Source organism: Chromohalobacter marismortui (assembly GCF_004364315.1).
Classification (GTDB): Bacteria; Pseudomonadota; Gammaproteobacteria; order Pseudomonadales; family Halomonadaceae; genus Chromohalobacter; species Chromohalobacter marismortui.
In genome coordinates, this window is record NZ_SOBR01000001.1 from 221,228 (window position 1) to 242,528 (window position 21,301).

Sequence of the window (21,301 nt, forward strand, 5' to 3'; positions counted from 1 at the left end):
AATCGACTCAGTAAGGTGCGACGCTCAGGTTGGCGCCACTGCCGATCATACGAACGCGCTGGCCGACCTGCCAGTTGCGATCGGCCTTTTGGACGACCACGACGGAGTCGCCGCTATCGCGCCGAACTTCTATTTCCCAAGCGGTTGTGCGATTGGCGGCATCTTCGACCTTGCTGCCAGCCACGCTACCGCCGATGGCGCCGGCTGCCGTGGCAATGGCACGTCCGGATCCGCCCCCAATCTGGTTGCCGAGCAGACCGCCGAGTACGGCGCCGCCCAGACCCCCGAGAATATTCTCATTCTGATTGCCGGCCTGAATCTGCACTTGGCGCACCGAGGTGATGGTGCCGTAAGTGACCGATTGCGCGGTTTCGGCCTGACCGCTGCGATAGACATCGCCCGAGTAAGGCGCTGTATTGGCACAGCCGGCGATGCCCAAGACACCGATGAGAACGACGGGAAGTAGAGCTTTCATGGCATCCTCCGTAAACGTTGGAAACTGTTTTGAAACAGTGTTTCTTTAAGCGATTCTAGCGCGTTATAACGGCGCCGGCCAGTGCTGGCAGTAAAGAAGCACCGCGACGCTGCGTCAATCGGTTGATGACTGGTAATGGTAAAGGAGTCGTTCATCCTTGCGGGGACCCACGATATGCCAATCGAGCCGAAATCCACGGGGCTCGAGCGTTAACCTCGCCCGGTAGGTGTCGGCACCGCACAGATGCGGGGCATGGCTGGACAATGTACTTGCCGAGTCGGCGATGAGGTCGAATAGCCAGACCGCCGCCTCGGTGCCTCGGCGCTCGTGGTAGAGCGCGATACGCTCAGGGTGCAGGTCCCAGCGATAGACGTTGCGAAACGCCACGTCCCGCGACTGGCCTCGAGGCAGGAAATGGCCTTGTTCGATGAAGCGCACCCCACCGCTGTGTGCCTCGGGTGTCACGGTTCCCACGCCTTTCCCGGACCAGGACATCTCAGACGCATGCCCCGAGCAAGACGTGAAGCTCAGGCGCTGGATACTAGGCAATAGACGTGTCAGGCGTATAATGGTAGTCAACTTTTATTCATTCCTGAGGTTGACGATAAATGGGGTATTTGATTGGCGTGACGACGCTCTGGGCATTTTCCTTCAGCCTGATTGGCGTCTATCTCTCCGGCCAGGTCGATAGCTATTTCGCCGTGCTCACCCGTATTGTACTGGCATCGCTGGTATTTCTCGTCTGGCTGCGTCCTCGGCGTCTGCCACTCGGGCATGTGCTGGGGCTGATGGCGATCGGCGCCGTGCAGTTGGGAGCGATGTACATCGGTTTCTACCAGTCGTTTCTGTTGTTGAGCGTACCGGAGGTCTTGCTGTTCACGATATTCACGCCACTCTATATCACGTTGATCGACGATGTGCTCAATAGGCGCTTCACGCCATTCTACCTGCTCACTGCTGCGCTGGCCGTGCTCGGGGCGGCGGTCATTCGTTATGCCGACATCAGCGAGGCCTATTGGGTCGGCTTTCTGGTCGTGCAGAGCTCGAACTTGTGCTTCGCCGTGGGGCAGGTGGCGTATCGTCATCTGGCACCTCGCTTGCCGTCTGAGGTAGCGCATCGCCATGTTTTCGGCTGGTTCTATCTGGGCGCGTCATGTGTGGCGCTACCTGCATTCTGGTTGTTCGGTGATGTGACGGCATTGCCGACGACCCCGCTGCAGTGGGGCATCCTGATCTGGCTCGGGATCGTCGCATCGGGGCTGGGTTACTTTCTCTGGAACAAGGGGGCGTGCCGGGTCGATGCGGGGACGCTGGCGGTCATGAATAATGCCCTGGTACCCGCTGGGTTGCTGGTCAACTTGTTGATCTGGAACCGTGATGCAGATGTGCCGCGCTTGGTGCTGGGCGGGGGGATATTGCTGGGCTCGTTGCTGATCAATACCTGGTGGCGTCGGCGTCACCGGATGCCGCTGGGTGTCGCGTGAAGGTGGCCACGCGGGGCTTTCCAGAATCGGTGGCGCTAAACCCGAACGCCATTTCGTGTTTTCATGGTGATGACGCCTTTCCTCAAGGACATCTTCATGAAGTATTCTCTGTTATCGCGTTATGGGGTCTTCACGGCGTGCTGTGTGATCACCCTGGCGACCATACCCGTGGCCATGCAATGGCACGCTGCATGGCCGGTGCCGCTGATGAGCGGTGCGCTGGTGCTATTGGGCATTGTCGATCTTGTGCAGCGTGGGTATGCGGTACGCCGTAATTATCCTGTCATTGGTAACCTGCGCTATGTCTTCAAAGCACTACGTCCAGAGTTGCGTCAGTATCTTTTCGAGGCCGATACGGACCAACTGCCGTTCTCTCATGTCCAGCGTGGCCTGGTTTACCAGCGCGCGCGACAGCGCAACGATGCCAAACCCTTCGGAACGTTGCGGGACGTCTACGCCAATGCCTATGAATATATCGGCCACTCGATGGAAACGGCGCCAGTGGCCGAGCCGGACGATTTTCGTCTGACCATCGGCAACGAGCAGTGTACACAGCCCTATGAGATCTCGTTGTTCAATATCTCGGCGATGAGTTTCGGGGCACTGAGTGCCAATGCGATTCGTGCGCTCAACAAGGGCGCACGGCTTGGTCGCTTCGCACATGATACCGGTGAGGGGGGCATCAGCCCGTATCACCGCGAGCATGGCGGTGACCTGATCTGGGAACTGGGCAGCGGCTACTTTGGTTGTCGCACACCGCAAGGCGAGTTCGATCCCGACCGCTTCGCCGAGCAAGCCAGCGATGCGCAGATCAAGATGATCGAGATCAAGCTCAGCCAAGGAGCCAAGCCAGGCCACGGAGGATTGCTGCCGGCGGAAAAGATCACGCCGGAAATCGCCCAGACGCGGGAAATCCCGGAGGGGGAGGATTGTCTCTCGCCGGCCAGCCATCCAGCATTCTCGACGCCGCTCGAGATGCTCGATTTCATCACGCGCTTGCGTGAGCTTTCCGGCGGCAAGCCGGTCGGCTTCAAATTGTGCCTCGGCCAACCCTGGCAGTTCATGGCCATCGTCAAGGCGATGCTCGATACCGAGGTGATCCCGGATTTCATCGTCGTCGATGGCAGCGAAGGAGGCACTGGCGCGGCCCCGGTAGAGTTTTCCGATCACTTGGGCACGCCGTTGCGAGAAGGTCTCTTGTTCGTGCACAACACACTGGTCGGCGCGGGGCTGCGTGACCGGGTTCGTCTCGGGGCGAGCGGCAAGATCATCAGCGCGTTCGATATCGCTCGCGTCATGGCCATGGGGGCCGATTGGGTCAATGCCGCGCGCGGTTACATGTTCGCGCTGGGCTGCATCCAATCGCAAAGTTGTCATACCAATCGCTGCCCGACCGGTGTGGCTACCCAGGACCCGCTGCGCCAGAAGTCGCTGGTCGTCGGCGACAAGGCCGAGCAGGTGTATCATTTTCATCACAATACCCTGCATGCCCTGGCGGAAATGACGGCGGCAGCGGGGCTGACGCGTCCGTGGCAGATTACCCCGGATTATCTCGTGCACCGGGTCTCGGAAAACGAGGTGAAGCTCTTTTCCCACCTGCATCCGTTCCTGGAGCCTGGCGAGTTGTTGCGCAACCCCGGTCAGCGCCCGTTCTATGGCCGTATCTGGCGTATGGCGCAAGCCGAGAGCTTCGCCCCCATGCAGGTGGCTGATGCGCCGAGTGGGTCGACGGCCGCGTAGAGGCCTTTTTCAGGCGTCATGACGGTGCTGGTGCGGCTCGGGGGCGGCCTTGCCGTTGGCGAAGGCGGTTAGGATCGTGCATTGTGTGGCTGCGTGCGGGCCGCCGCAGCAGGCATCGGTCAGGTGGGCCAGCGCCTGACGCATGTGCTGCAATTCCGCCAGGCGCGCATCGATGGCGGCGAGCTTGTCCTCGGCGACGCGCTTGACCTCTTCGCAGGTGTGCGCATCGGCATCGACCTGCAGCGAGAGCAGCTCACGAATGTCGGCCAGGGTAAAGCCCAGGCGCTTGGCGCGCAGGATGAAATGCAGGCGCTCGAGGTTGTCCGCAGCGTAGTAGCGATAGCCGTTTTCGCCGCGTTGGGCATCCGGGAGTAATCCTTCCTTTTCGTAGTAGCGCAACGTATCGACGCTGACGCCGCTACGCTCGGCCAGTTCTCCGATCCGTAGCATGGCTCTCCTCCTCATATAGTGGACGTAATGGGTGGCAGTGGCAGGCTTCGCGGCCAGTCATCGGGGACGATGAAAAAACGCCGCTGGGTGCCGTCGGGCGCTTGCAGATGATATTGCTGTGGCGCGCCGCTACCCGTGAAGTGTGTCTCGAGTTCGGCGTCGACGCTCTCTAGCGAGCGATAGGACTCGCCCCCGGGAAGCGCGAGCCAATGTGGCTTGTGAAGGGGGGCGCCCAGGGTCCCCGTCGGCAAGTTGTCACGCAGTATCGGCCAGTTTTGCCATGGCAGCCAATTGCCATGTGTGGCGGTGGTACGTGCCGGATGCGGTGCCGCTATCGTGATGGGCCAAGGGTAAAAGAGCATCCCGAGCATGGCTGCCCGCTGTCGAAGTGATCTTGGGTCAATAGCCAGCGCGTTCAAGCATGCCATCGAGCGCGGATGATGGGCCAGGGGCAACTGATGATGGCCAGTATGGGCATGCTTGCGTGCCAGCGAGTCGGCGCAGCCGGGGCCGATCCAGCGTGCCGGGTGGCGTTCGTCGCCGGGGCCTTCGCTAAGGCCCAGATAATACTTGATGGCCACTTCAAGATGGACGGGCTGCCCCTGTCGATCGGCATAGATCACATCTAGCTCACCGAGGGTGCGGCCAGCTTCCTGGATCGCGACGTTGGTAGCGAGCAGACGTGTCGCCGGTGCCAGGTCGAGCAGGGCGTGCCAGAGGCGCTCATGATAATGCCCCAGGCGTCGCGGTGGCGTCGCGCCGATATACGATATGAGCCGTTGCGGTTCGGCGTCGAGTGCATGCAGCCAAGCCTTTCTGCACGAAGCGTCTTCAAGCCCGAGCTCCTCGAGTGTCGGCCGGCCCGGGTAATCGCTGTCGATGATATCCGGTGCATGCAATAGCCAGGCGAGATCACGCACCCAGGGGTGGTCAAACGATGCCCCTTCGGCTTCCAGCGTGGGCATGGCGGCATCGAGAGGTGTTTGCATCATGTCATGGTCATGTCAAGTGAGGGGCCTGGCGTCAACTGATATGCTTTTTTCATGCTTATCTGAATCTGTACTCTCCATGGTATTCCCCTGACAATATCTCCAGTTGCAAGACAATGCGAACCCGTTGCCTTTGCGTTTAAACAGGTAGTGAGTGTTGTCGGAGGTGGACATGAAGCGTTATCAACATCTGGCCGAAGCACTTGAGTCTTCAATTCTCTCCGGTGCGTTGCATGCCGGGGATCGTCTGCCTTCGATTCGTGCTGCCAGCATCAGCCGTAACGTCAGTCCCACGACTGTTTTCAAGGCGTATTATCTGCTGGAAGCCAAAGGACTTATCCGGGCGCGTGACCGCTCAGGGTTCTATGTCGTTGGGCCGGAAGGCACCCGTCCACCGGAAATCGAGATGACCAGCGCGCCTGACGAGCGTGTATTCAATGTCGATGTCAGCGACCGTGTTCTCCAGGTGCTAGGCGCTACTATGCGCCGCGATCTGGTGCCTTTGGGGTCTGCACTGCCGAGTCCTGAGCTCTATCCTATCCCGAGGCTTTCTCAGGTCATGGCATCCACGCTACCCAAGCTGAGTGTCTGGCATACGGTGGATGATTTGAGCCCGGGTAGTGCTCAGCTGCGTCATGCTATTTCACTGCGCTATCACGCGGATGGTATGCAAGTGTATGCGGATGATCTCGTAGTGACCAATGGCGCACTGGAAGCGCTCAATATCTGTCTGGGTGTCGTCACCCAGCCGGGGGATGCGGTCATTGTAGAGTCCCCTACCTTTTATGCGGCTCTCCAAGCGCTGGAGCGGAATCACCTACGGGCAATCGAGGTGTCGACACATCCACGCGATGGTGTTGACCTAGAGGCGATGGAGCGGGCGATACAGCGGTATAAGCCGGCGGCATGCTGGTTGATGACCAACTTCCAGAACCCGTTGGGTAGCCTGATGCCAGAAGACAAGAAACGTAATCTTGTCGCGCTACTGCAACGCTATGCTTTGCCGATGATCGAGGATGATGTCTATGGTGAGCTTTATTTCGATAGCCGCCGGCCGCTGCCTGCCAAAGCCTTCGACCAGGAAGGTTTGATCATGCACTGCAGCTCATTTTCCAAAAGCCTGGCACCTGGCTGGCGTGTTGGCTGGGTGGCAGGGGGGCGCTATACCCAACACATCATGCGTGACAAACTTTCACTTTCTTTATCGGCATCAGCGCCGGCTCAGGTAGCGCTAGCGGCTTACCTGTCACGCAGCGGGTTTGATCGGCATTTGCGAACGCTGAGGCACAGGTTTGAATGGCAGCGTAACTGTATGCTGCAAGCGATCACGGCGCATTTCCCTGAAGGTACCCGGACGACATATCCCGCGGGAGGATATTTTTTATGGGTCGAGTTGCCGAAGTGTGTGGACACTTCGCGGCTACACCAGATGGCGCTGGCCGAAGGTATCAGTATCGCGCCGGGTAGTATCTTTTCTTCGCACGAGCGTTTTCACCATTGTCTGCGTTTGAACTATGGCCATCCCTGGGATGAGCGTTTGCAGACCGGCATGGAAATTCTCGGGCGCCTGATTGCCCAGCAGCTGGAATGCGGGGACCACTCGACAGGTGAAATCCAGCAAGGAGCGATACCATGAGTAAGAAACCAATGCCGCGTAAACTTAAAGCGATATTCAAATTCTTCGCGGCTATTCTGGTGATCAACGTCATTGTGGGCATCGCGGGCGTCGTCTTCATGATGCTTTATTACGGCAAGGTCGACGGGCAGGGCCAGGCAGCGTTGGTGACCTTCATGATCTTGAATACGATTTTCGCGTCGCCCGTGGCCTTGTATCTCTATTGGTGGGAGTTGCATCCCGTGCAGACACCCGAGTCGAATCAGTACAACGACCCGAAGCAATGAACGCAGGGCGCTGACATTGCCGGTGTACCGGCTTGCTGCGGTTTGCTCCGCTGCTCGCCAGTCCGCATAATGACGGGCCGCGACGCCGGCAACGAGATGCTTTCATGCAGCCATTCAAGACCATTGGCCTGATCGGACGGTTGGGCAGTCCCAATGCGGTAGAGACGCTCAAGCGGTTGCTCCGCTTTCTCGGCGCTCGCCAACTCCATGTGATCGTCGAGGAACGCACCGCCACGGTCTTGCTCAATCACGGTTATCCCGAGGCGAGCTGTCGCCAGTTGGGTGAGCGCTGTGACTTGGCGATCGTGGTCGGCGGCGATGGCAGTCTGTTGGGTGCCGCGAGGACGTTGTGCGCCACGGGTACGCCGGTGGTGGGGGTCAACCGAGGGCGGCTGGGGTTTCTCACCGATATTTCGCCGGACGAGGTCGAAGAGCGGATTGGCGAAGTGCTCGATGGGCACTTCGAGAGTGAGCGTCGTTTCCTGCTGGAGGCGGAAGTGTTCCGCGCCGGGGAGCAGGTCGGCACGGCTTCGGGGCTCAATGATGTGGTCATCCATCCCGGCAAAGCGGCAAGAATGATCGAGTTCGAGCTGTTCATCGACGGTCAGTTCGTGTATAGCCAGCGTAGCGATGGATTGATCATTGCCTCCCCTACCGGCTCCACGGCCTATGCCTTGTCCGGGGGCGGGCCGATCGTGCACCCGCGTCTCGAGGCCATCACGCTGGTGCCGATGTTTCCGCATACGCTGTCGAGCCGGCCGATCGTCGTCGACGCCGCGAGCGAGATCACGGTACATATCGGCGAAACCAACCAGGCCTATCCGCATGTCAGTTGTGACGGCCAGACGCAGGTGGTGTCCAAACCCGGTGATCGCCTGGTCGTGCGCCGCAAGCGGGAACGTTTGACGCTCATTCATCCGCGTGGGCACAACTATTTCGAGACCTGTCGCACCAAGCTCGGCTGGAGCAGCCGGATGGGGGAGTGACATGACGTTGGCTCGACAGGACCTCGATGGTTACGACTTGATCGGTGATGTGCACGGGTGCGGCGCCTCGTTGGCGGTATTGCTGGAAAAGCTCGGGTATCGTCATCGGGATGGCGTGTACCGTCATCCACGTCGTCGGGTGATCTTCTTGGGTGATCTGATCGATCGCGGCCCGCGCATTCGGTTGGCACTGAACATCGTGCGCGGCATGGTCGAGGCCGGCGAAGCGCATATCGTGATGGGCAACCATGAGTACAATGCGTTGGCGTATTGTCACCGGGCGCCATCGGAATGGGCGGGAGATTGGCTGCGTGAGCATTCACCGCGTCACAACCGCATCATCAATGAGACGTTGGCGCAGTTTCGCGACCATCCCCAGGAGTGGCAATCCCACCTCGATTGGTTCATGACGATGCCGCTGTGCCTCGAACGCGATGGGTTGCGGGTCGTGCATGCGTGCTGGGACCGGGAACTCATCGCCGCCTTCCTGGCGCAGTGCCCCGACGGTCGCATGAGCGAAGAGTTTCTGTACGATTCGGCATGCCCGGGAACATTTGCCTTTCGTGTCGTGGATCGGCTGACGCGGGGGCCGTCGCTGCCATTGCCGGCGGGCCTGCGCATCTATTCCGGCGACGGTTTCACACGCACCACCTTCCGCGCTCATTTCTGGGCACGCAACCCGTTGACCTATGGCGATGTGGTCTTTCAGCCCGACAACCTTCCTGATGACCTCGAGAATCAGCCACTGAGCGCGGAAGAGCGCCAGCGGTTGCCCTATTATGGTCCGCAGGAGCCGCCGCTGTTCATAGGCCACTATTGGTGCGAGGGGGTGCCGGCGCTGCCGGCACCGAATATCGCCTGTCTCGATTACAGCGCCGTAAAATACGGGCGTCTGGTTGCCTATCGCTGGGAAGGTGAGCGACAACTGGATGCCAACCGCTTCGTATGGGTTGATGTGTCGCGGGATCAATCGACGTCACTCAGGCCCGATGACATCGCGCTGATGTGAGGAGAAGAAAAAATTGAAAAAAATTTCGTCGCGCGGGGAACTCAGCGTGGTGGGGCGTCGTCAGAGTAGGTGTTCCCTTGAATGATCCCTTGCTCTTGTCCGGCGGCCCCCTCCGCCGGACTTTTTCTTTTGTGCGTTCGTCTGGTCATCGAAAAGGTCCCCATGTACAGATTGCTGGAACTGCCTCGTCAACAGGATATCGTCGCGCTGCGTCGGGCGTTGTGGGCGCATCGTATCGGCCACCAGGTGACCGACGAAGACGAGGCGACCCAGGTGATATGGCTGGCCGATCCGCGTCAACGTGACGACGCGGCACGCCTGATCGAGCAATGGCAGCGTGGTGAATTGGCGTCGCGTCCTGGCGCATCGACGCGACGCCGTTCATCGGGAATGGTGGGCAGTGCTTTCACTCAGGCGCCGTTGGCGGCAGCCTGTGTGGCACTCTGCGTGGCGGTCTTCGGCTTGATGACACTGTTCGGTGACCGCGTGGTCACTGCACTTACTTTCGTGCCGGTCGAGGCCGTGTCCGGACGCCTGACGGTCGGCACCTTGGGTGATTCTCTAGCCAGTGGCCAGATATGGCGCTTTGTGTCGCCCGCGTTGATGCATTTTGGCTGGATGCACTTGGTCTTCAATATGCTGTGGCTATGGTATTTTGGGCGCCAGGTCGAAGCCTTGCAGGGCCCCGTGCGCCTTGCTGCGCTCATCGTGGTGGCCGCATTGGTCTCCAACTTGGCCCAATATGCCACGGGAACCGTGTTGTTCGGTGGCATGTCCGGGGTCGATTATGCGTTGCTGGGATACGTCTGGCTGATGGCGCGTCGGGCCCCGGGGAGTGGATTCTTCGTACCTCAGATGCTGGTGGTGTTCATGCTTGCCTGGATGGTGTTTACCATGACCGACATGGCGGGCTTGTTCGGGTTCGGCAATGTTGCCAACGAAGCGCATCTGGGGGGACTTTTGATCGGCCTGGCGGCGGGCTGGTGGGCCGGTGGACGTGCCGCGAGAGGAGAACGTTAGTGAGCGATATGACCTTCGACAAGATGGTGGCGCAGATGACACCCGCCATGTACGACAGCTTCAAGCAGGCGATCGCGCTGCGTAAATGGCCGGATGGGCAGCGTCTGAGCCAAGCGCAGACCGAGCTGTGTCTCGAAGCGGTGATGAAGTACGAAATTGCCCATGGCGTGCCCGAGAACGAGCGAGTGGGCTATTTCGAACGCGGAGGCTGTGGTACGACCGATGAGGCTGGCGAGTCGAATGCCATCAAGTGGATGAACTGATGAGCGACCTGTTCAGCGTGGCGGACGTCACGGCGGCCCGTGGTACGCTGCGCAAGATGGGCATCGCCCCCGGCGAAGGCGAGGCGCCGGCGCATTACACGCTGCGCACCGGCGAGCAGCGTCTCGCGCTCAACGCCCACTTGGGCGCGGCACTGCGGTTGACGCATACCGGCAACATCCATTGCCTGCATTGTGGACGTCGCACCCGCAAGAGTTTCGCCCAAGGCTACTGCTACCCCTGTTTCAAGTCGCTGGCGCAGTGCGACACCTGCATCGTCAAGCCCGAGACCTGTCACTACCATCTGGGTACCTGTCGCGAGCCGAGGTGGGGCGAGCAGCATTGTTTCCAGCCGCATGTGGTCTATCTGGCCAACTCCTCGGGGCTCAAGGTCGGCATTACCCGCAAGACGCAACTGCCCACGCGCTGGCTCGATCAAGGGGCGATTCAGGCGTTGCCGATTTTAGAGGTCGACGATCGCTTGCAGTCGGGACTGGTCGAAACCCTGTTCAAGCAAGTGGTGGGAGATCGCACCAACTGGCGCGCGATGCTCAAAGGTGATGTGGCGCCGCTCGACCTGGTCGCCGAGCGGGATCGTCTGTTGGCGTCGCTTGCGCCTGAACTGGCGGCGCTGCGTCAGCGTGTCGGTGAGACCGCCATCCGTGAGGTATCGCTGGACCCCTTGTCGCTGAGCTATCCGGTATGGGAAGCCCCGCGCAAGGTAGTGTCGCACAATTTCGATAAAGACCCCGACGTCAGCGGCCGCTTGATGGGACTCAAGGGGCAGTACCTGATCCTCGATACCGGGGTGATCAATCTGCGCAAGTTCGGCGGTTACGAAGTGGATGTCGCCATCGAGTGAGCCTGATGCCTTGAAGTCGCGTCCTGCGATGCCATCTAGGAGGTATCGACACTTATGTCGTTTAGCCAAGGAGGCTCGCATGAAGATTTTGATGGTACTCACGTCGCACGATCGAATGGGTGACACCGGCAATCCCACCGGTTTCTGGCTCGAAGAGTTCGTGGCGCCGTATTACGTGTTCAAGGATGCCGGGGCCGACGTGACCCTGGCCTCGCCGAAGGGCGGGCAGCCCCCCATCGATCCGACATCCACCCAGCCCGATGCGCTGACCGATGAGACACGCCGTTTCGATGGCGATGACGAGGCCAAGGCGCAACTGGCCAACACGCATTCGCTCGACACCATGCGTGCCGACGACTTCGATGCGATCTTCTATCCCGGTGGCCATGGGCCGCTCTGGGACCTGACCGATGATCGTCATTCACAGCAATTGATTCATGATTTCCTGGCCGCGCGCAAGCCCGTGGCGGCGGTCTGTCATGCGCCGGCCGTTCTGGTGCATGCTCAGGGCGTCGATGGGCAATCGGTGGTCAAGGGGCATCGTGTCACCGGTTTCTCGAACAGCGAGGAAGAGGCCGTGGGCCTGACCAACGTCGTGCCGCTGCTGGTCGAGAACGCCCTCAAGGACAAGGGTGGGCATTACGAGCGCTCGGCAACGGACTTCGAAGCGTACCAGCTGCGTGACGGCTTGCTGATCACCGGCCAAAACCCGGCCTCCAGCGCCCCGACCGCCAAGTTGCTGTTAAACGCCCTGACGGAATAAGACGGTTGGCATCTTCTTGGTCGCATCTCTTTGTAATGGCCCGCTTGCGCGGGCCATTATTTCTTTGTGGTTAATAATGCCTTTACCCGTGACGTCCTGGCGCTTCGCGCTTTAGCCGTTATGCTGAGACCAAAGCATGCGGAGTGCAGCCAATGTGGCGGAACACGCTCCATGGGTGGGGCATTGCCAGTATCGTGATGCACTGGCTGAGTGCCTTGATCGTGGTGGGACTCTTTGCGCTGGGCTGGTGGATGACCGGTCTCGGCTACTATGACTACTGGTATCAGCTTGCCCCGTGGTGGCATAAATCCTTTGGCATGCTGCTGCTGGGACTGACGCTGTTGCGAGTGGCATGGCGGTTGAGTCAATCCACACCGCTGGCTCAAGGGGCGCGATGGGAGCGCCGGGCGGCCCATGCCGGCCATGTGCTGCTCTATGTACTGCTGTTGACGGTGATGGTGAGCGGCTATTTGATCTCGACCGCCGAGGGGCAGGGGATCAGTGTCTTCGGTGTCTTCGAAGTGCCGGCACTGATCGTTGGCCTGCCGCATCAGGCGACGCTGGCCGGCGACGTTCACTGGTACGCGGCCTGGGCGCTGATCGTCCTGGCCGTGGGCCATACGCTGGCGGCGCTCAAGCATCATCTTCTCGATCGTCGTGACACGCTGCGGCGCATGTGGTGGCCGAGTGTTTCCCGGCGCCAATGAGTTCGATACGCGTGGCGATTCTTCGCCACGTTGACACTTCAGTCCTTCACCTCAGGAGGTGACGATGTTTCCGAAAACGCTAAGCAAGACCGTAACCGGTGTCACGCTCGGCGCGGCCATGCTGTTACCGATGACGCAGGCCAATGCTGCCGAGTACCAGATCGACAGCCAGGGGCAACATGCCTTCATCCAGTTCAAGATCAGCCACCTGGGGTATTCCTATGTGCTGGGTACCTTCGATGATTTCACCGGGACCTTTAGCTATGATCCCGAGGCGCCGGAAGAGGCCAGCGCCAACGTCAAGGTCGACGTCACCAGTCTCGATACGGCGCATGCCGAACGTGACAAGCATATCCTGAGCGATGATTTCCTCAACGCCTCTGAGTATCCCACCGCAACGTTCGAGTCGACCGGCTTCGAATCCACCGGCGAGGGCGAAGGTATACTCAAGGGGAATCTGACGCTGCATGGCCAAACACAACCGATCACCATCGACGTCGAACATATTGGCGGCGGTGATGATCCGTGGGGCGGCTATCGCCAAGGTTTCGAAGGTGAGACGACTCTGACGCTGTCCAATTACGGTATCGACACCAGCAAGTTAGGGCCGACGGCTTCCACCGTTGACATGTATCTCGTGGTAGAAGGCCTTCGGCAGTGAACGCCATCCACGGTTGAGACTGAATCGCCCCGCCTCGTGCGGGGCGATTCGTTCGGGGCTCAGTCGCCGGCGACGATCAAGCGGTTGCGCCCGCGTTGCTTCGCTTCATAAAGTGCCATGTCGGCGTGATGCAGCAGGCTGTCGGTGTGCTCGCCATGCTGGGGATAACAGGCGAGCCCCAAAGAGACGGTCACGTGAATCGGTTTGCCGTTGCCTGCGGCGATATCCAGCGTGGCGACCTGTTGCCGAAGATGCTCGCCGCGCTGTTGCGCGGCGGCCAGTCCTGCACCCGGCATGATGATCACGAATTCCTCGCCGCCGTAACGACAAATGATATCGCCGCGTCTGACATTGTCGCCCAGCAGTTCGGCGACCTCGATCAGTGCTTTATCGCCAAAGGCGTGGCCGTGTTCATCGTTGATCGGCTTGAAATGGTCGATATCCAGCATGAGAACCGATAAAGGCCCAGGCTGACGTTCGGCCCGCGCCAGTTCGCGCGTCAAGGTCTCGTCCAGGAAGCGCCGATTATAGAGGCCGGTCAAGGCGTCACGGATGCTGGCCTCCTCGAGTTGCTCACGCAGGCGCACATTGCTTAGCGATAGCGCGATGTCTTCGGCCACGCCCTGTGCGGATTGTGCTTGAGAAGCGTCGTTATCCGCCTGGTCAGGGGACCTGGCGAGGTGAAGGTGCAGGACACCTAGCGGCTCTTCCGTGCCTTTCAAGGCAATGCAAAGATGGCGCCCGGGGGAGGCGTCGCGGAGATGTGGGCAGACGTGTGCAGCATTCGCCACGGGAAGCGTGACATCCCGCATCCAGCCGTCACGCAGCGTCAGGCATTCGCCTTGGTGGCCATCGTCCTGGGCCTGGCCCCACTGGCAAATGCGGTGGGGCGCATCGGAGGGCGCTGTGCCCAGGCACCACAACGTGCCGCCAAGTGTATTGGCAAACACCGTGGGTAACTGGTCGTGGAGTACCGATTGCGCTTCCTGCGTACTGCGGCAGGCGTGTAGCGCTTCGATCAGCGCATGGCGTGCCCGCATATCGCGGGTGCGTTCTCGTACCAGTACATTGACGCGTTCGGCGAGCTCGCGATTGGTGCGTTTTTCGGTGGCGACCAGGGTTTCCAGGCGCGCAGCCATGGCGTTGAAGGCATGCGCCATCCAGGCGAACTCATCGCGTCCCCGCAACGCCACGCGTTGACTGAGATCTCCCGCGACCATGCGCTGCGAGCGCTGGGTGATTTCCGAGATGGCGCGGCGGGTGCGACGAAACAGCGGCCACCAGGTGACCAGGGCGCTCACCAGTGCCAGCACGCTGCTCCCAATCATGATGCGCTGCGCGCGTTTGGCAGCGTCCTGACTATCGGCCTGCCGCGCATGCAGGGCCGCCTGCTCAGTATCGATGAACTCGCCCATGACGGTGCGGAACTCGTCCACCAGGCGTTTGCTGGAGAGCGCCGCCGCGCCGTGCAGAACGGAGCCCTTGCCTTGGGCCTCGACGATCCTGACGTTGGCCACGTTTTTCACCCATTGGCGGAACAGCCGATTGGCACGCTCCAGGCGCTGCTGCTGCGCTTTACCCCGGGCACTGTCACGCAACGTGCTCAAAGTGCGTGGGAACATGCTCAAGGCGCGCTGATAGGGCGCCAGATAGTCGCCATTCTGGGTAATCGCGTAACCACGTTGGGCGGTCTCGGCATCCATGAAAAGCCGCATCAGATGATTGGCGTCGGCGATCACCCCCAGCGTTTGTGCGACGCTGCGTGCCGTGCGCTGCTCGACTTGGGAGGCCTGATAGAGGGCGAGACAGCCGGTCAGCATGATCATGAAAGGTACAATGGCGGCGACGATCATGCGTGCGTTAAGTGAATGCGGCATGCGGAGAAGCTTCCCTGGGTATGTAACCAATGGTTACTTTTAGATTGACCATGAAGAGGGCTGATCGTCAACCTCAACGACGATCTAGCAGGAGGCGGGTGTTGAAAGTCAATTTAACGGTCCCCACGTGCTGTAGTGATGAGACAGACCGCCCGACGCCACGTTTCATTTTGTCATCAAGCGTTTCGCGTACTGTCTTTTACCATTCGACAAGGAGTCACCATGCTTAACCAACGAACGTTGCCTCGCATCGGTCTGGGTACCTTTCGTCTCAAGGATCAGGACGTTATCGACTCGGTCACGTCAGCACTGTCACTCGGTTATCGGCATATCGATACCGCCCAGTTCTACGCTAATGAGCGCGCCGTGGGCGAGGCGCTCAAGCAAAGCGATGTCCCTCGCGACGAGATATTTCTGACCACCAAGGTGTGGTGGGATCATTTGCAGCCGCAGGCACTGCGCGAGAGTCTCGAAGAGAGTTGCCGCCAACTCGGCGTCGAGTACGTCGATCTGGCCCTGGTTCACTGGCCCTCGCCCGATGATGACGTGCCCATGGCCGACTACATCGGTGCGCTGAGCGAGGCGCGCGAGAAGGGGCTCACGCGTGAGATCGGTGTCTCCAACTTCACGGTGGCGCAGCTCGATCAAGCGCTATCGGTCCCCGGCGGCGAGCATCTGATCACCAACCAGATCGAGGTGCATCCTTACCTGGCCAACCACAAGGTGGTGGCGCATTGTCAGGAGAAAGGCCTGCAAGTCACCGGCTATATGCCGCTGGCGGTGGGCAAGGTGATGGACGAACCCGTGCTCAAGGAGATCGCCGAAGCGCATGCCGCGAGTCCAGCACAAATCGCGCTCGCCTGGGTGGCGGCGCGCGATATCGTGGTGATTCCATCGTCCACGAAGCCAGAGCACCAGCAGTCCAATCTCGAGGCGATGCGGATCACGCTGAGTGCCGACGAGATGGCCCGCATCGACGCGCTGGATCGCGGCGAGCGTATCGCCAATCCAGATTTCGCTCCCGCCTGGGATGCCTGAATCGTCATCATCAGGAAAGGCACTTTCTGCTACGCTTGGTGCCCCCGGTATCGACCGATACCGGGGGCTTCCTGTTTGATGTCTTGACCGTTGACTCGCCAAAGAGGTTTCCGTGACGGAATCCATGTCCTCGCTACGTCGCCAGCTTTGGCAGCAAACCTGGCCCATGGCCATCGGCGTGCTCTCGCTGCTGGGCTTTCAACTCGTCGATAGTGCCTTCATTGCCCGTCTGGGCACTCAGCCGCTGGCGGCGCAATCCTTTACCTTCCCGTTGTCGTTTCTGGCCATCGGCGTGCAGGTAGGGCTGGGTATTGCCATCGCGGCCTTGATATCGCGAACCCTGGGGGCGGGCGACACAGCGCGGGCCAGGCGCTTGGGAAGCCTGGTGTTGATCGCTGGCAGTGCCTTGATGGCAATCCTGATGCTGGTCATGTGGGCCGCGCAGACCCCGATCTTTACGCTGCTGGGGGCCGATGCCCCGACACGGGCGTTGATTCGCGGTTACTGGGGACCGCAACTGGTGGCCAACTGGCTGGGGGCGGTACTGTATTTCGGCTATAGCCTGTTCCGGGCGCATGGCGACACGCGCTTGCCCGGCAAGCTCATGGTGCTGACGAGCCTGCTCAATCTGGGGCTCGATCCCCTGTTGATCTTCGGTGTCGGCGACTGGTCGGGCTGGGGGCTGCCCGGTGCGGCCTGGGCGACGGCATTGGCGTTCACCATCGGTATCTGGCAGCTCGTGGTGCGCTTGCGTGCCCACGATTGGTTGGCGCGCCAGGGATTGCGTGATGAAGTGCGTGCTTCGGCCGTGCCGTTCATGGCGATCGCAGGCCCCGCGATGATCAGCCAGCTGATGCCGCCGTTGTCGGCGATGCTGGCAACCTCCATCGTGGCGCAATTGGGCGAGACCGCCGTGGCGGCCTGGGGGCTGGCCAGCCGTCTGGAAACGCTCTCGCTGATGGTGGTGCTGGCGCTGACCATGTCATTGCCGCCCTGGCTGGGGCGTTGTTACGGCGCCGGCGATTGGCTGCGCATCGACGCCTTGATGAGATTGGCGGCGCGAACGGCAGTGGTCTGGCAGTTGGGACTGGGGTGTGTCATGGCAGTGGCGGCGCCCTGGGTGGCGGTCGCGCTGTCGGGCAATCCGGAAATACGCGATGAATTCGCGACCTTGATACGTTGGCTGCTGCCCAGCTACAGCTTGCTGGGCCTTTGCATGCTGGTGGTCTCCGCCTCGAATGCGTTGGGTTGGCCGGTACGCGCCATGCTGCTGTCCTTCACCCGCTTGTTCGTGTGCTACTTGCCATGCCTGGCGCTGGGTGCCTGGCTGTCGGGCGTCTATGGCGTCGCCTGGGGGGCGGCGTTGGGCAACGTGCTGGCAGGTGGTCTCGCCTGGGGTATTTTTCGGCGCTCCCTGACGCAGCGCATGACGGTCGGTGATAATGCTTGAAAACGCTGTTCTTGAAGTTTTTAAAACCAGATAATCAAGAAAAATAGATTTTATTATCTGGTCGGAAACTCTATTACCACATAATTTTCTAGCCTTTCCATCCTATACTGGCGCCTCATTAACTATTCAATCAGCGCCCAGCAGGGGAAGGCCATGCACGTACTCATTCTCGGTAGCGGCGTCGTCGGGGTCACCAGCGCCTATTATCTGGCGACCCAGGGCCATGAGGTCACGGTGGTCGACCGCCAAGCCGGCCCCGCCATGGAAACCAGCTACGGCAATGCCGGTCAGGTGTCGTTCGGTTTTTCATCCCCCTGGGCGGCGCCGGGGATTCCGCGCAAGGCACTCAAGTGGATGTTCCAGGAGCATGCGCCGCTGAAGATCCAGCCCAAGCGCGACCCCGCCATGGCACGCTTCATGATGGCGATGTTCAACAACTGCACGCCCGAGCGCTACGCCGTCAACAAGGAGCGCATGGTGCGTGTCGCCGAGCACAGTCGCCAATGCATTGATGCACTGCGCCGCGATACGGGGATTCGCTACGAGGATCGCCAGCGCGGCCTGCTGCAGCTTTTCCGGCATGAGTCGCAGGTCGAGGCGGCCGGCAAGGACATGCGGGTGCTGAGCGAGTGCGGTGTGCGTCATCGGCTGCTGGGTGCCGAGGAGCTGGTGACGGCCGAGCCGGCACTGGCGCGCGTGCCGGGCAAGTTCGTGGGCGGGCTGCATTTGCCCGACGACCAGACCGGCGATTGCCATTTGTTCACGCAACGCCTGGCCGAGCATTGCCGCGAGCATCTGGGCGTTGAATTCCGCTTCAATGTCGATATCCAGCGTATCGAACGCCAGGCCGGGCGCGTGGAGCGCGTGATCACCTCGGCGGGCTCGCTTCGAGCGGATGCCTACGTGGTGTGCCTGGGCAGTTTCTCGCCGCTGCTGGTCAAGGACCTGGCTATCCGCTTGCCGATTTATCCGGTCAAGGGGTATAGCCTGACGCTGCCGGTGACCGACGATGGGGGCGCGCCGCAATCCACGGTCATGGACGAGACCTTCAAGGTCGCGATCTCGCGTTTCGACGATAGGATACGTGTCGGTGGTACCGCCGAGTTGGCCTCCTACGATCTGAGCCTGCTGGAAAAGCGGCGTGCGACCATCAGCATGGTGGTGCGCGATGTCTTTCCCGAAGGCGGTGACGCGGCCAAGGCCGAGTTCTGGACCGGGCTGCGCCCGATGACCCCGGATTCGACGCCGATCATCGGCGCCACGCGTTACGACAATCTCTGGCTCAATACCGGTCATGGCACTCTTGGCTGGACGATGAGCTGCGGCAGTGCCCATCTGCTCGCCGACCTGATGGCCGGGCGTCGGCCCGCCATCGACCCCCTCGGACTGGACGTCGCCCGCTACGCCGCGTGATGCCATGAGCTAGGGAATCCCCGCGTGCATCGCTTGTCCAACGGCTTGTATCGGACCCGGTTCGTTAGTACCGGGTACTCTGGAGTTCGATGAAGGCCGTTAAGGAGGCAGCGATGACGATTCGCGCTGGCTGGCGTTTGGGAGGAATCGGTATGCTGATGGTGTTGCTGAGTGGACCGCTGCTGGCCCAGGCGACGGACGCCGCACCCAGTGGCGAAGACAAGGCCAGTTTCGGCCAGGGCGGCATGCAAACACCGCTCGATCAGCGTCGTAATGCGGTGACGTTCGGGCAGATGGATGTCGATGGGAATGGTGTGCTTGGCGAAGAAGAAGCGCGTCAGGCCGGTCAGCTCGAGCTCTTCCAGCGGCTCGACGACGGTACGGGCGAGGTCACGCGTGAGACGTTCCGGGATGAGATCGGCTCGGAGACGCTGCCCGAAGTGACGGATTGAAAGCGGGGGCTGTCATGCGTCCGCTCGTCCGCCGACGACAGGCCCGGATCTGACCCGTGTGCCAAGCCGAGCGGCGAGGCGAGAAACGAAAACGCCCGATGCGGAGAGTCGCATCGGGCGTTTGCGTGCCGGGCACCGGCGGCGTCGTCAGCCGACGACGGTGGCGATGGCCTTGGCGACGTAGGGCAGGTTTTCCTGCGCCAGGCCCGCGACGTTGGCGCGACCGGAGCGCACCATGTAGATACCGAATTCGTCGCGCAGGCGGTCGACCTGTGCCGGGCTCAGTCCGGTGTAGGAGAACATGCCGCGTTGCTCGGCGATGAACGCGAAGCGTTCGTCCAGCCCATAGGGCTTGAGCGCCTCGACGAAGTCACGGCGCAAGCCGTTGATGCGATCACGCATCTCGGTGAGTTCCTCACGCCACACCGTGGCCAGTGCCTCGTCGTGAAGAATCTCGGCGACGACCGCGCCGCCATGGGCCGGCGGGTTGGAGTAATTCTCGCGGGCGACGATGGCCATCTGCGAGCGGACGTTTTCCATCTGCTCGCTGTCGCGGGCGATCATGATCATGCAGCCGGTGCGCTCGCGATAGACCCCGAAGTTCTTGGAGCAGGAGCTGGTGATCATGACTTCGTCGAGGTTTTCGGCCAGCAGGCGCGGTCCGTAGGCGTCGGCATCGAGGCCATCGCCGAAGCCTTGGTAGGCGAAGTCGACCAACGGCAGCAGGCGGCGCTCGCGCACGACCTCGAGCACGCGCTGCCACTGCTCACGTGACAAGTCGAAGCCTGACGGGTTGTGGCAGCAGGCATGCAACAGCACGACATCCCCCTCGGGAATTTGCTGCAACGCTCCCAGCATGCCGTCGAAATCGAGACGGTTGTCGGCATCCACGTACGGATACTTCTTCAGCTCGACGCCCGCTGCATGAAAGATGCCCAGGTGGTTGGGCCAGGTTGGATCGGAGACCCAGATGCCCTTGCCGGGCAGCTGCGACTTGATGAAGTCCGCCGCCAGCCGCAAGGCGCCGGTGCCGCCGGGCGACTGGGTCGCGCTGGCGCGGTTGGCGGCCAGCACTGGGGATTGTGCGCCGAGCACCAGCTCGAGCACCGCCTGGCCATAGCGCGGATCGCCGTGCGAGCCGATGTAGCTCTTGGTCGTCTCGTTCTTGAGCAGCCGCGACTCGGCCTCCTTGACGGCCCGCATGACGGGCGTATTGCCGTGAGCGTCACGGTAAACGCCGACCCCCAGGTCGACCTTCTGGGGGTTGGGATCCTTTTTGAAGGCTTCGATAAGTCCGAGGATGGCATCCCCGGGTACGCGTTCAATCTGCTCGAACATTGGACTGCGCTACCTCGTCGGTTCTGGCGGCCATGATGAAATCGTTTTTGTGCAAGCCCTTGATCTTGTGCGACCACCAGGTGACGGTGACCTTGCCCCATTCGGTGGTCAGCGCCGGGTGATGGCCTTGTGCCTCGGCGAGATCGCCCACCTGATTGGTGAACGCCAGGGCCTGCTTGAAGTTGCTGAACGTGAATTCGCGTTCCAATTGCATGATGCCATCGCGTTCCACGATCCGCCACTCGGGAATCTCGGCGCCGAGGCTGTGCATTTCCGCATCGCTGACGGTGGGGGCGTCGGCATGGCAGGCTTCGCATGTCAGTTCGGCAAGTTCGCTCATGGTGTTTTTCGCCTCCTGATAAGAGTGTCGGCGTCGACACGAGAATGTCCTCGATAGTGTAGAAGCCAACGCAGGGCAGGCCTA

The 21,301-nt window shown here is 60.9% G+C and carries 23 protein-coding genes; 16 read left to right on the plus strand and 7 right to left on the minus strand.

Annotation, left to right across the window (positions count from 1 at the left end; genetic code table 11):
• Nucleotides 1–7 precede the first annotated feature (7 nt).
• Nucleotides 8–475: an outer membrane lipoprotein gene (locus C8E00_RS00960; RefSeq protein WP_133693483.1), complete on the minus strand. Its 468-nt coding sequence runs from the start codon at nt 473–475 to the stop codon at nt 8–10.
• 114 nt (nt 476–589) lie between these two features.
• Nucleotides 590–949, minus strand: a complete 360-nt coding sequence (locus C8E00_RS00965; protein ID WP_208291853.1) for a DUF6314 family protein — start codon at nt 947–949, stop codon at nt 590–592.
• 134 nt (nt 950–1,083) lie between these two features.
• Here C8E00_RS00965 and C8E00_RS00970 point away from each other — a divergent pair, with 134 nt between their 5' ends.
• Complete coding sequence (locus C8E00_RS00970; RefSeq protein WP_133693487.1) at nt 1,084–1,959, plus strand: carboxylate/amino acid/amine transporter; 876 nt, start codon at nt 1,084–1,086, stop codon at nt 1,957–1,959.
• A gap of 96 nt (nt 1,960–2,055) precedes the next feature.
• Nucleotides 2,056–3,699: an FMN-binding glutamate synthase family protein gene (locus C8E00_RS00975; RefSeq protein ID WP_133693489.1), complete on the plus strand. Its 1,644-nt coding sequence runs from the start codon at nt 2,056–2,058 to the stop codon at nt 3,697–3,699.
• A gap of 9 nt (nt 3,700–3,708) precedes the next feature.
• On the opposite strand, the gene zntR is transcribed toward C8E00_RS00975, so the two are convergent.
• On the minus strand, nt 3,709–4,149 hold the full coding sequence (zntR, locus tag C8E00_RS00980; protein WP_133693490.1) for a Zn(2+)-responsive transcriptional regulator: 441 nt from the start codon (nt 4,147–4,149) through the stop codon (nt 3,709–3,711).
• Nucleotides 4,150–4,160: 11 nt separating this feature from the next.
• Complete coding sequence (locus tag C8E00_RS00985; RefSeq protein ID WP_243833073.1) at nt 4,161–5,141, minus strand: DUF1853 family protein; 981 nt, start codon at nt 5,139–5,141, stop codon at nt 4,161–4,163.
• A gap of 169 nt (nt 5,142–5,310) precedes the next feature.
• On the opposite strand from C8E00_RS00985, the gene C8E00_RS00990 reads away from it, so the two are divergent.
• The 10 genes from C8E00_RS00990 (at nt 5,311) to C8E00_RS01035 (ending at nt 13,309) form a co-directional block, all read left to right on the plus strand.
• Nucleotides 5,311–6,774, plus strand: a complete 1,464-nt coding sequence (locus C8E00_RS00990; protein WP_133693492.1) for an aminotransferase-like domain-containing protein — start codon at nt 5,311–5,313, stop codon at nt 6,772–6,774.
• Nucleotides 6,771–7,040, plus strand: coding sequence for a hypothetical protein (locus tag C8E00_RS00995; protein ID WP_133693494.1), 270 nt, complete (start codon nt 6,771–6,773; stop codon nt 7,038–7,040). The genes C8E00_RS00990 and C8E00_RS00995 overlap by 4 nt, the downstream gene beginning before the upstream one ends.
• 104 nt (nt 7,041–7,144) lie before the next feature.
• Nucleotides 7,145–8,026: an NAD(+) kinase gene (locus C8E00_RS01000; RefSeq protein WP_133693496.1), complete on the plus strand. Its 882-nt coding sequence runs from the start codon at nt 7,145–7,147 to the stop codon at nt 8,024–8,026.
• A gap of 1 nt (nt 8,027) precedes the next feature.
• On the plus strand, nt 8,028–9,035 hold the full coding sequence (locus C8E00_RS01005; RefSeq protein WP_133693498.1) for a metallophosphoesterase: 1,008 nt from the start codon (nt 8,028–8,030) through the stop codon (nt 9,033–9,035).
• Between the two features lie 162 nt (nt 9,036–9,197).
• Nucleotides 9,198–10,055: a rhomboid family intramembrane serine protease gene (locus tag C8E00_RS01010; RefSeq protein ID WP_133693500.1), complete on the plus strand. Its 858-nt coding sequence runs from the start codon at nt 9,198–9,200 to the stop codon at nt 10,053–10,055.
• Nucleotides 10,055–10,318 carry a YeaC family protein gene (locus tag C8E00_RS01015; RefSeq protein WP_133693502.1) on the plus strand — a complete coding sequence of 88 codons (264 nt, stop codon included), beginning with the start codon at nt 10,055–10,057 and terminating at the stop codon, nt 10,316–10,318. Before C8E00_RS01010 ends, C8E00_RS01015 begins: the two co-directional genes overlap by 1 nt.
• Complete coding sequence (locus C8E00_RS01020; RefSeq protein WP_133693505.1) at nt 10,318–11,178, plus strand: DUF2797 domain-containing protein; 861 nt, start codon at nt 10,318–10,320, stop codon at nt 11,176–11,178. Before C8E00_RS01015 ends, C8E00_RS01020 begins: the two co-directional genes overlap by 1 nt.
• Nucleotides 11,179–11,257: 79 nt before the next feature.
• The gene (locus tag C8E00_RS01025) at nt 11,258–11,941 is read left to right on the plus strand and encodes a type 1 glutamine amidotransferase domain-containing protein (RefSeq protein WP_133693507.1); all 684 of its coding nucleotides are present in this window, start codon (nt 11,258–11,260) and stop codon (nt 11,939–11,941) included.
• Between the two features lie 152 nt (nt 11,942–12,093).
• Nucleotides 12,094–12,648: a cytochrome b gene (locus C8E00_RS01030; protein ID WP_133693510.1), complete on the plus strand. Its 555-nt coding sequence runs from the start codon at nt 12,094–12,096 to the stop codon at nt 12,646–12,648.
• Between the two features lie 64 nt (nt 12,649–12,712).
• The gene (locus tag C8E00_RS01035; protein WP_133693512.1) at nt 12,713–13,309 is read left to right on the plus strand and encodes a YceI family protein; all 597 of its coding nucleotides are present in this window, start codon (nt 12,713–12,715) and stop codon (nt 13,307–13,309) included.
• A gap of 59 nt (nt 13,310–13,368) precedes the next feature.
• Here C8E00_RS01035 and C8E00_RS01040 read toward each other — a convergent pair whose 3' ends face one another.
• The gene (locus tag C8E00_RS01040) at nt 13,369–15,186 is read right to left on the minus strand and encodes a sensor domain-containing diguanylate cyclase (RefSeq protein ID WP_133693514.1); all 1,818 of its coding nucleotides are present in this window, start codon (nt 15,184–15,186) and stop codon (nt 13,369–13,371) included.
• Between the two features lie 222 nt (nt 15,187–15,408).
• Here C8E00_RS01040 and dkgB point away from each other — a divergent pair, with 222 nt between their 5' ends.
• From dkgB to C8E00_RS01060, 4 genes are all read left to right on the plus strand, one after another.
• Entirely contained in the window at nt 15,409–16,224 is an 816-nt protein-coding gene (dkgB, locus tag C8E00_RS01045; RefSeq protein ID WP_133693516.1) for a 2,5-didehydrogluconate reductase DkgB, read from the plus strand.
• A 124-nt stretch (nt 16,225–16,348) separates the two neighbouring features.
• The gene (locus C8E00_RS01050) at nt 16,349–17,674 is read left to right on the plus strand and encodes an MATE family efflux transporter (protein WP_133694481.1); all 1,326 of its coding nucleotides are present in this window, start codon (nt 16,349–16,351) and stop codon (nt 17,672–17,674) included.
• A gap of 153 nt (nt 17,675–17,827) precedes the next feature.
• The gene (locus C8E00_RS01055; RefSeq protein ID WP_133693518.1) at nt 17,828–19,087 is read left to right on the plus strand and encodes a D-amino acid dehydrogenase; all 1,260 of its coding nucleotides are present in this window, start codon (nt 17,828–17,830) and stop codon (nt 19,085–19,087) included.
• Nucleotides 19,088–19,200: 113 nt separating this feature from the next.
• Nucleotides 19,201–19,539 carry a hypothetical protein gene (locus C8E00_RS01060; RefSeq protein WP_133693520.1) on the plus strand — a complete coding sequence of 113 codons (339 nt, stop codon included), beginning with the start codon at nt 19,201–19,203 and terminating at the stop codon, nt 19,537–19,539.
• A 147-nt stretch (nt 19,540–19,686) separates the two neighbouring features.
• Here the strand turns inward: C8E00_RS01060 and C8E00_RS01065 are convergent, their stop codons facing one another.
• Nucleotides 19,687–20,877 carry an amino acid aminotransferase gene (locus C8E00_RS01065; protein WP_133693523.1) on the minus strand — a complete coding sequence of 397 codons (1,191 nt, stop codon included), beginning with the start codon at nt 20,875–20,877 and terminating at the stop codon, nt 19,687–19,689.
• Nucleotides 20,861–21,217: a 4a-hydroxytetrahydrobiopterin dehydratase gene (locus tag C8E00_RS01070; RefSeq protein ID WP_133693525.1), complete on the minus strand. Its 357-nt coding sequence runs from the start codon at nt 21,215–21,217 to the stop codon at nt 20,861–20,863. Before C8E00_RS01070 ends, C8E00_RS01065 begins: the two co-directional genes overlap by 17 nt.
• Between the last annotated feature and the right edge of the window lie 84 nt (nt 21,218–21,301).